We start from the raw sequence: 8,256 nt of genomic DNA, 5'->3' as shown, positions 1-8,256 counted from the left end.
TGAGGTCATCAAGACCGTGCCGGAGTCGAAGATCGTCGAGACGCTGATCGAAGAGGCGATGAAACTCGCCGAGCAGATGGAGGCCGACGGCACCATGTCAGGCGAACCGCAGGTGAGCGTCTCCTGACTGCCGAGCAGCCCGCGCGACCGGCCGCCGGGCCACGCCCGAACCCCGCGCCCGCCGCCCACCGGTGGCCGGACGCGGGGCGCGGCACGGCCCCGCGCGGTAAAGTGCGCAGATCATCCCAAGCCTGCTGCTCAAGCCAAGCCTGCTGCGGCCCGTACGGTGAGGCACCCACGTGTTGACCACATCGACTGCCAAGGTCCTCGAACCGGGCGACCTCGACGCCGCCCTCGCCGTACTCAACCGCGACCCGGTGGCCAACGCCTTCGTCACCTCCCGGGTCAATGTCGCCGGGCTCGACCCCTGGCGGCTCGGCGGCGAGATGTGGGGCTGGTACAGCGGCGGCAGACTCACCTCGCTCTGTTACGCGGGCGCCAACCTCGTACCGCTGTGCGCCACCCCCGAGGCCATCCGCGCCTTCGCCGAGCGCGCCCGCCGGGCCGGCCGCCGCTGCTCCTCGATCGTCGGCCCCGCGGAACCCACCGCCGACCTGTGGGCGCTCCTCGAACCCCACTGGGGCCCGGCCCGCGAGATCCGCTCCCACCAGCCTCTGATGACCACCCGCGCGCTGCCCGCCGACATCACGCCCGACCCGCTGGTCCGCCGCGTCCGGCGCGACGAGATGGACGTGATCATGCCCGCGTGCGTGGCCATGTTCACCGAGGAGGTCGGCGTCTCCCCGCTCGCGGGCGACGGCGGCCTGCTCTACCAGGCCCGCGTCGCCGAACTGGTCTCCACCGGACGGGCCTTCGCCCGCATCGAGGACGGCCGAGTCGTCTTCAAGGCCGAGATCGGCGCCGTCACCCGGCACACCTGCCAGATCCAGGGCGTCTGGGTCGCCCCCGAACACCGCGGCAAGGGCCTGTCGGAGACCGGCATGGCCGCCGTCCTGCACTACGCCCTGCGCGATGTCGCCCCGGTCGCCAGCCTCTACGTCAACGACTTCAACGCCCCCGCGCGGGCCGCCTACCAGCGGGTCGGATTCTCCGAAGTCGGCGCGTTCATGAGTGTGTTGTTCTGACCGCGCTCGAAGGCCGCGGGCGCTGGGGGTAGTGTCCCGGCCCATGGAGAACGTGGTGGTCGGACCTGTCGACCTCGGCGCGCGGGTCGACGAAGCCCTCGCCGTACAGGCGCTCGCCTTCGGGCTCGGCCCCGGCGAGGTCGCCATCCGGCGGCAGATCGTGCTCCGGCACCTCAACTACCCCGGTGCGCGGGCCCTCGGCGCGCAGACCGACGACGGACGGCTGGTCGGCTTCGTCTACGGGCTGCCCAACGACCGCGGCCACTGGTGGTCGAGCGTCGTCCAGCCGTACCTGCGGCAGCGCGGCACCGACGGCTGGCTCGACGACTCCTTCGTCATCACCGAACTGCACGTGCTGCCCGACTTCCAGGGCCACCGGGTCGGCCGCCGCCTGATCACCGAGATCACCGACACCGCCACCGAGCCGCGCAGCATCCTCTCCGCGATCGACGGCGACAGCCCCGCCCGCCGCCTCTACCACGCCCTCGGGTACCAGGACCTGGCCCGCCCGGTGCACTTCCCGAGCGCCGCCCGCCCCTACGCCGTGATGGGCGCGCCGCTGCCGCTGCTGCGGTAGAGCGCGGCGCGGGGCGGGCGCGCGTGGGGGAAAAGGGTTGTGCGGGCGCCCGGCGGCCCGGTTACCCTCGCCGCACCCCCGACCTTCACGGAGAACGCCATGGTCCTGCGCATGTCCCGGCTGATGCTCAAGACGCTGCGCGACGCCCCGGCCGACGCGGAGACCGCCAGCCACAAGCTGCTGGTCCGCGCCGGATACGTGCGCCGCTCGTCCGCCGGGATGTGGACCTGGCTGCCGCTCGGCAAACGCGTCCTGGACAACGTCGCCCGCGTCGTACGCGAGGAGATGGAGGCGATCGGCGGCCAGGAGGTGCTGCTGCCCGCGCTCCTGCCCCGAGAGCAGTACGCGGCCACCGGGCGCGCCGACGAGTACGGCGACCTGCTCTTCCGGCTCACCGACCGCAAGGGCGCCGATTATGTGCTCGGCCCCACCCACGAGGAGGTCTTCACGCAGATCGTGAAGGACCAGTGCACGTCCTACAAGGACCTGCCCCTGACCCTCTTCCAGATCCAGACCAAGTACCGCGACGAGGCCAGGCCCCGCTCGGGCGTGCTGCGGGGCCGCGAGTTCCAGATGAAGGACGCGTACTCCTTCGACACCGACGACGAAGGGCTCGCCGCGTCGTACCGGCTGCACCGGCAGGCGTACATCCGGATCTTCGAACGCCTCGGCTTCGACTTCCGCGTCGTCTCCGCCGTCTCCGGCGCCATGGGCGGCTCGGCCTCCGAGGAGTTCCTGGCGCCCGCCGCCGCGGGCGAGGACACCTTCGCGGACTGCCCCGCCTGCGACTACGCCGCCAATACGGAGGCGGTCACCTTCACGGCCGCGCCCGGTGACGCGGCTGCCGCTGAGCACGGCCCCGTCGAGGAGCTGGACACCCCCGACACCCCCACCATCGAATCGCTCGCCGCCCGCCTCGGCGTGCCCGCCTCCGCCACACTCAAGAACCTGCTGGTCACGGTGGACGGCGAGATCACCGCGGTCGGCGTCCCCGGCGACCGCGAGGTGGACCTCGGCAAGCTCGCGGAACACCTCGCGCCCGCAGCCGTCGCACTCGTCACCGCCGAGGACTTCGCCGCCCGGCCCGATCTGGTACGCGGCTACGTCGGCCCCCAGGGCCTGGGCGTCCGCTACCTCGCCGATCCCCGGATCGCCCCCGGCACCGCGTGGGTCACCGGCGCCAACAAGCCCGGCAGGCACGCCGCCAACGTCGTCTGCGGCCGGGACTTCACCGTCGACCGCTACCTCGACGTGGTCACCGTCCGCGCCGGTGACCCCTGCCCCCGGTGCGGCGCCGGGCTCCGCCTCGACCGGGCCATCGAGATCGGCCACATCTTCCAGCTCGGCCGCAAATACTCCGACGTCTTCCAGCTCGACGTCCTCGGGCGCGACGGCAAGCCCGTGCGCGTCACCATGGGCTGCTACGGCATCGGCGTCTCGCGCGCCGTCGCCGCCCTCGCCGAACAGACCGCCGACGACGCGGGGCTGTGCTGGCCCGCCGAGGTCGCCCCCGCCGACGTCCACGTCATCGCCGCGGGCAAGGCCGAACAGACCGCTCTCGCGGAGGAGGCCGCCGCCGCGCTGCACGCCGCGGGACTGCGGGTCCTCCTCGACGACCGGCCCTCCCTCTCGCCCGGCGTCAAATTCACCGACGCCGAGCTCATCGGCGTCCCCACCCTCCTCATCGCCGGCCGCCGCGCCCGCGACGCCGTCCTCGAGCTCAAGGACCGCCGCACCGGCACCCGCCGAGAGCTCCCCCTCCCCGAAGCCCTCGCCCTCCTCACCACCCCCCACTGACGGCTCGCCGCCGTGGCTGATCGCGCGGTTGGGGCACGACCCCGTCGTGCGGACGGCGGTCGCGCGGGTCCCCGCGTCCCTGGAAAGGCGGCTCCTTGCGGGATCAGACCCACCCCCCGACTCAGCCCGTCCGGCGATTGAGGACTTGCAGGGAGGGGCGGGGGGCTAGAGCCAGGAGGCGAATTCGAGGAGGAGCTCGGCGGCTTCGCGGTCGCCGACGGAGAGGTACCAGACGCCGGCCTCGACGGCACGGAAGAGGGCCCAGCCGCGAAGGCGCTCGGGCTCGACCTCAAGAGAGGCGGCGAGCTTGGCGAGCCGCCGCCGGGCCGCGGCCCGGGAACCGGGCTGGGCGGCCAGGGTCGGAAGCCGGTCACGGACCAGCCACGCGAGATCGTAGGCCCGCTCACCGACCAGCGGCTTCGGGTCGATGGCCAGCCACGCCATCCGCTCCCCGGCCAGCACATTGCCGTGGTGATAATCCCCGTGCAGCAGCACCTCCTCGGCGCCCGAGGCGACCAGCTCCGCGTGCACCGACAGCGCCTCGTCGACGAGCCCGACCGCCTCGGCCGCCCAAGGCCGCTCCCGCCGCTCGCGCAGCAGCGCCACCAACGCACCGGTGTAGTCGGCGACCGACGTGAAGGGATGCCCCTCGGCCGGCGGCACCCAGAGCCGCTGAAGAACCCCGGCGGCCTCCAGCATCGCCTTGGGCTCGGCGAGCGACCGCAGCGACACATCCGCCTGAAGCCGCTCCAGCAGCATCGCCCCCTCGCCGGGATCGGCGTCGAGGAGGCGTACGGCGCCCCGCCCGTCCCAGTGCGCGAGCGCCGCGTGCTCGTGCTCGGTCTCCCGCGTGACCATGCCGACCTTCAGCACCGCCGGCACCCCGTCCGCGGTGCGGACCAGCACGATCATGCTGATCTGGCCCCCGGCCGCGAAGACCCGCTCGACGGTCAGCCCCCACCGCTCCAGGAACCGCGCCACCCGGTCGGGGAGTTCGGCCAGCCACACCCGGCCCGCCTCGCCCTCCCAGGCCCCGACGGTGCGGACCAGCCGCTCCGGCGGCTCCAGCCGTACGCCTTCCGGCCCCCCGTGGTGCGCTGCTGAAGCCATCCCTGTGCGTTCCCTCCGTGTCGTGTGCGGCGGGGAACGGTGATCAGCTCCGTTCCGCCAACCCCGGGAAGGCTACGCTGCCGCCGCGCCACCGCACGGCACGCACCGCCGCCTCGCGCATCGCGCCCGCCGCGTCCCGCCTGATGTCCCCGATCGCGGACCGCACCACGTCGCCGTAGGCGCCCGCCACCCGCTCCTCCAGATACGCCGCCAGCCGCAGCGCCGCCGCCGCGTCCGCCACCGGGAACGGCAGCTGGTAACCCGCCGCCGCCGTCACCGGCACTCCGCCCAGATCGCGCACGGTACGGCCCAGCACGTCCCGCCGCGCGCGGTGCGCGTCGTACGCCTGCCGCGCCTCGGGCCGGCGGCTCCCGCCGACCAGGCCGCCCACGACGCCGTAGCCGTACACCGCCGCGTGCTCGGCGGCCAGCGCCGCCTGCGCCGCGTCCAGCACCGCGCTCATCGCACCGCCCCCTTCGTCCCGAGCAGCGCCACGTGCCCGGCGCCCGCCGCCGCCACCGACGCGAACAGCCGGGCCGTCTCGCCCGGCACATTGAGCAGCGCCGTCGCCCGGCTGTCGGCGAGCCGCCGCTCCTCGTCCGCCAGGGACTTCAGGGCCGCGGACGGCGAGGAGGCGGGGGTCGCGGCGGACGTCGCGCCGGGGGACGGCGAGCCGGTCGGTACGGGCGCCGCCCGGCCGCCGAACGCGCCCATGTGCAGGGCCACTTCGGCCCGCAGCGGCGCCAGCCGACCTGCGAGCGCCGGATACGCGGCGGCCACCGCGTCGTACCGCGCCAGCAACGCCGCGCTGTCGCGGACCGCCTGGCGCAGCGCCAGCTCGCCCGGTTCGGGCAGCGTGGCCTTGTGTCCGGCCCCGTCCGAGCCCGCTGTTCCACCACCTCCGGAACACCCGGCACTGACGACAACGGCCGCCACCGCCACCACACTCCGCCTGCTGAGCCGAGGCACGTCCGGGATCATTGGGCGAGTGTAAGGGTGCGCGGGAGGGCGCTCGGCGCCGCCTCCCGGCGGCCCGCGATGGCGCGGCGACGTGTGGAAACTCGGGTAATCTCTCCTTTACACGCGACCTTCCACCACAACAGCACACGCGGCCGAGGAGTCACCCGGATGAGCACCACCCAGAGCGAGAGGCTGCGCGGGCTGCTTGAGCCGCTCGTCGTGAGGACGGGACTGGATCTGGAAGAGGTCACGGTGACGGCCGCGGGCAAGCGGCGGCAGTTGCTGGTCGTCGTGGACTCGGACGAGGGCGTGCAGCTCGACGCGGTCGCGGCGCTGAGCCGGGAGATCTCGCAGGCGCTGGACGCCTCGGACGCGATGGGCGACGCGGAGTACGTCCTGGAGGTCACCTCGCCGGGCACCGACCGGCCGCTGACCGAGCCCCGGCACTTCCGGCGCAACAGCGGCCGGCTGGTGAAGCTCCAGCTCAAGGAGCGCGGCGAGCTGATCGCGCGGATCATGACGGTGGACGACGCGGGTCTCGACCTGGAGGTCCCCGGCGTCAAGGGCCGCAAGCCCAAGCCCGCCCGCGCGGACTTCGCCGAGATCGAGAAGGCCCGCGTGGAGGTCGAGTTCAACCGCAAGAACGCGGCCGGTGACGACGTGCACGACGAAGACGAAGACGTACACGACGTACACGAAGACGACGAGAACGACGAGAACGACGAGGAGGCGTAGCCGTGGACATCGACATGAAGGCCCTGCGGGGTCTGGTGCAGGAGAGGCAGATCTCGTTCGACCTGCTGGTCGAGGCGATCGAGTCGGCGCTCCTCATCGCGTACCACCGCGAGCCCGGCAGCCACCGCAAGGCCCGCGTGGAGCTGGACCGCACCAGCGGACACGTGACCGTATGGGCGAAGGAGGACCCGGAGGAGGTCGCCGAGGACGCCGAGCCGCGCGAGTTCGACGACACCCCGACCGGCTTCGGCCGGATCGCCGCGTCGACCGCCAAACAGGTGATCCTCCAGCGGCTGCGCGACGCCGAGGACGACATCACCTTCGGGGAGTACGCGGGCCGCGAGGGCGACATCGTCTCCGGCCTGGTCCAGCAGGGCAAGGACCCGAAGAACGTGCTGGTCGACATCGGCAAGCTGGAGGCGATCCTGCCGGTCCAGGAGCAGGTGCCCGGCGAGGACTACCGGCACGGCACCCGGCTGCGGGCGTACGTGGTCCGGGTCGCCAAGGGCGTACGCGGCCCGTCGGTGACCCTGTCGCGGACCCACCCCAACCTGGTGAAGAAGCTCTTCGCGATGGAGGTCCCGGAGATCGCGGACGGCTCGGTGCTGATCGAGGCCATCGCCCGCGAGGCCGGACACCGTACGAAGATCGCGGTCCGCTCGACCCGCTCGGGGCTGAACGCCAAGGGCGCCTGCATCGGCCCGATGGGCGCGCGGGTACGGGCTGTGATGGCCGAGCTGAACAGCGAGAAGATCGACATCGTCGACTGGTCGGACGACCCGGCCGAGATGGTGGCGAACGCGCTGTCCCCGGCCCGCGTCTCCAAGGTCGAGGTGGTCGACGCCGGTGCCAGGTCGGCGCGGGTGACCGTGCCCGACTACCAGCTCTCGCTCGCCATCGGCAAGGAGGGGCAGAACGCCCGCCTGGCCGCCCGGCTGACCGGCTGGCGGATCGACATCCGCCCGGACACCGAGCAGCCGCAGAGCTGAGGGCCGGGCCCGGAACACGGGCCGAAAGCGGTCGGCGGCGGGCGATGCATGCCCTCCGCCGGCGGCGGGCAGGAAACGAACAACCGTGCGTCGGCACACTCGAAGGAGTGAGGTCGGTGCGGGGAGGTAGACTAAAGAGTGTCTGGTCGGACGCGAACCCCAGCATGCCCGGAGCGAAGTTGCATCGGCTGCCGGGAGCGTGCGGCCAAGAGCGAGCTGCTGCGTGTGGCGGTGGACGGTGACACCTGTGTTCCCGATCATCGCGGTACGCTGCCCGGTCGGGGTGCGTATCTGCACCCCGCCCTTGCCTGTCTGGACCTGGCGGTCCGCCGCCGGGCGTTCAACCGGGCCTTCAAAGGCCCGGTGACGCCCGACACCGCGGAGTTGCGCCGGTTCGTCGAGCAGGCAGCCCCGTAAGAAGTAGGAAGAACGGCACGGGTCACCGTGCGGTCAGGTACCTCGCGAGATGGAAGTAGGTCGAGATTGCGATGAGCACTCGATGAGTACGCGATGAGTACGCCCATGAAGTAGCGACGGTCCGGCGGACGATCACCCCGGACCTAAAAGGAGCGAAGTGGCTAAGGTCCGGGTATACGAACTCGCCAAGGAGATGGGAGTCGAGAGCAAGGTCGTCATGGCCAAGCTCCAAGAACTCGGCGAATTCGTCCGTTCGGCGTCCTCGACGATCGAGGCGCCGGTAGTCCGCAAGTTGACTGACGCTTTCCAGGGGCCCGGTGGCAACACCAAGTCCGCTGCGAAGCCCGCGGCGCCGCGCAAGAGCGCGCCCGCCGCCAAGCCGGCCGCGCCCACCCCGGGTGCGCCGGCCCGTCCCGCTGCCCCGGCGCCGAAGCCGGCCGCCGGCGGCCCCACGCGGTCGACGGGCTCCGCTTCGACGTCGTCGTGCACGCGGCGACCGCGCTGTCCGGCAAGTCCATGACCAGGC

General features: G+C 72.7%; 9 protein-coding genes and 2 pseudogenes. 8 read left to right on the top strand and 3 right to left on the bottom strand.

The annotated features are described in order from the left end of the window. The 4 genes and pseudogenes from ABZX65_RS36250 to ABZX65_RS36235 form a co-directional block, all read left to right on the top strand. Window positions 1–127: pseudogene (locus ABZX65_RS36250) on the top strand (4-hydroxy-3-methylbut-2-en-1-yl diphosphate synthase); the annotation flags it as partial. A 172-nt stretch (window positions 128–299) separates the two neighbouring features. Beyond that, window positions 300–1,145, top strand: a complete 846-nt coding sequence (locus tag ABZX65_RS36245) for a GNAT family N-acetyltransferase (protein WP_355350332.1) — start codon at window positions 300–302, stop codon at window positions 1,143–1,145. 43 nt (window positions 1,146–1,188) lie between these two features. Beyond that, window positions 1,189–1,722: a GNAT family N-acetyltransferase gene (locus ABZX65_RS36240; protein ID WP_355350329.1), complete on the top strand. Its 534-nt coding sequence runs from the start codon at window positions 1,189–1,191 to the stop codon at window positions 1,720–1,722. Between the two features lie 99 nt (window positions 1,723–1,821). Beyond that, on the top strand, window positions 1,822–3,519 hold the full coding sequence (locus tag ABZX65_RS36235; protein WP_355350326.1) for a proline--tRNA ligase: 1,698 nt from the start codon (window positions 1,822–1,824) through the stop codon (window positions 3,517–3,519). Between the two features lie 165 nt (window positions 3,520–3,684). Here ABZX65_RS36235 and ABZX65_RS36230 read toward each other — a convergent pair whose 3' ends face one another. The 3 genes from ABZX65_RS36230 to ABZX65_RS36220 are packed head-to-tail and all read right to left on the bottom strand — an operon-like array spanning window position 3,685 to window position 5,610. Beyond that, window positions 3,685–4,629 carry an aminoglycoside phosphotransferase family protein gene (locus tag ABZX65_RS36230; RefSeq protein ID WP_355350323.1) on the bottom strand — a complete coding sequence of 315 codons (945 nt, stop codon included), beginning with the start codon at window positions 4,627–4,629 and terminating at the stop codon, window positions 3,685–3,687. Between the two features lie 43 nt (window positions 4,630–4,672). After that, window positions 4,673–5,092, bottom strand: coding sequence for a ferritin-like domain-containing protein (locus ABZX65_RS36225; protein ID WP_355350320.1), 420 nt, complete (start codon window positions 5,090–5,092; stop codon window positions 4,673–4,675). Beyond that, a complete protein-coding gene (locus tag ABZX65_RS36220) occupies window positions 5,089–5,610 on the bottom strand; it encodes a hypothetical protein (protein WP_355350317.1) in 522 nt (173 codons plus the stop codon). Before ABZX65_RS36220 ends, ABZX65_RS36225 begins: the two co-directional genes overlap by 4 nt. 147 nt (window positions 5,611–5,757) lie before the next feature. Here ABZX65_RS36220 and rimP point away from each other — a divergent pair, with 147 nt between their 5' ends. The 4 genes and pseudogenes from rimP to ABZX65_RS36200 all read left to right on the top strand — a co-directional run. Next, the gene (gene rimP, locus ABZX65_RS36215; RefSeq protein WP_355350314.1) at window positions 5,758–6,324 is read left to right on the top strand and encodes a ribosome maturation factor RimP; all 567 of its coding nucleotides are present in this window, start codon (window positions 5,758–5,760) and stop codon (window positions 6,322–6,324) included. A 2-nt stretch (window positions 6,325–6,326) separates the two neighbouring features. Beyond that, entirely contained in the window at window positions 6,327–7,313 is a 987-nt protein-coding gene (gene nusA / locus ABZX65_RS36210) for a transcription termination factor NusA (RefSeq protein ID WP_188279440.1), read from the top strand. Between the two features lie 138 nt (window positions 7,314–7,451). Then, complete coding sequence (locus ABZX65_RS36205) at window positions 7,452–7,730, top strand: YlxR family protein (protein WP_355350310.1); 279 nt, start codon at window positions 7,452–7,454, stop codon at window positions 7,728–7,730. Window positions 7,731–7,887: 157 nt separating this feature from the next. Then, window positions 7,888–8,157 (top strand): annotated as a pseudogene (locus tag ABZX65_RS36200) (translation initiation factor IF-2 N-terminal domain-containing protein); the annotation flags it as partial. Between the last annotated feature and the right edge of the window lie 99 nt (window positions 8,158–8,256).

Source organism: Streptomyces sp. NPDC003300 (genome assembly GCF_040610915.1).
Taxonomy (GTDB): Bacteria; Actinomycetota; Actinomycetes; order Streptomycetales; family Streptomycetaceae; genus Actinacidiphila.
This window is presented reverse-complemented; position numbering and strand designations above follow the sequence as displayed.

Bases quoted from the DNA above. Each gene is read 5' to 3' on its own strand.
- ABZX65_RS36240 (WP_355350329.1), top strand. From the start codon at position 1,189: ATGGAGAACGTGGTGGTCGGACCTGTCGACCTCGGCGCGCGGGTCGAC.
- ABZX65_RS36235 (WP_355350326.1), top strand. From the start codon at position 1,822: ATGGTCCTGCGCATGTCCCGGCTGATGCTCAAGACGCTGCGCGACGCC.
- ABZX65_RS36230 (WP_355350323.1), bottom strand. From the start codon at position 4,629: ATGGCTTCAGCAGCGCACCACGGGGGGCCGGAAGGCGTACGGCTGGAG.
- ABZX65_RS36225 (WP_355350320.1), bottom strand. From the start codon at position 5,092: ATGAGCGCGGTGCTGGACGCGGCGCAGGCGGCGCTGGCCGCCGAGCAC.
- ABZX65_RS36220 (WP_355350317.1), bottom strand. From the start codon at position 5,610: ATGATCCCGGACGTGCCTCGGCTCAGCAGGCGGAGTGTGGTGGCGGTG.
- rimP (WP_355350314.1), top strand. From the start codon at position 5,758: ATGAGCACCACCCAGAGCGAGAGGCTGCGCGGGCTGCTTGAGCCGCTC.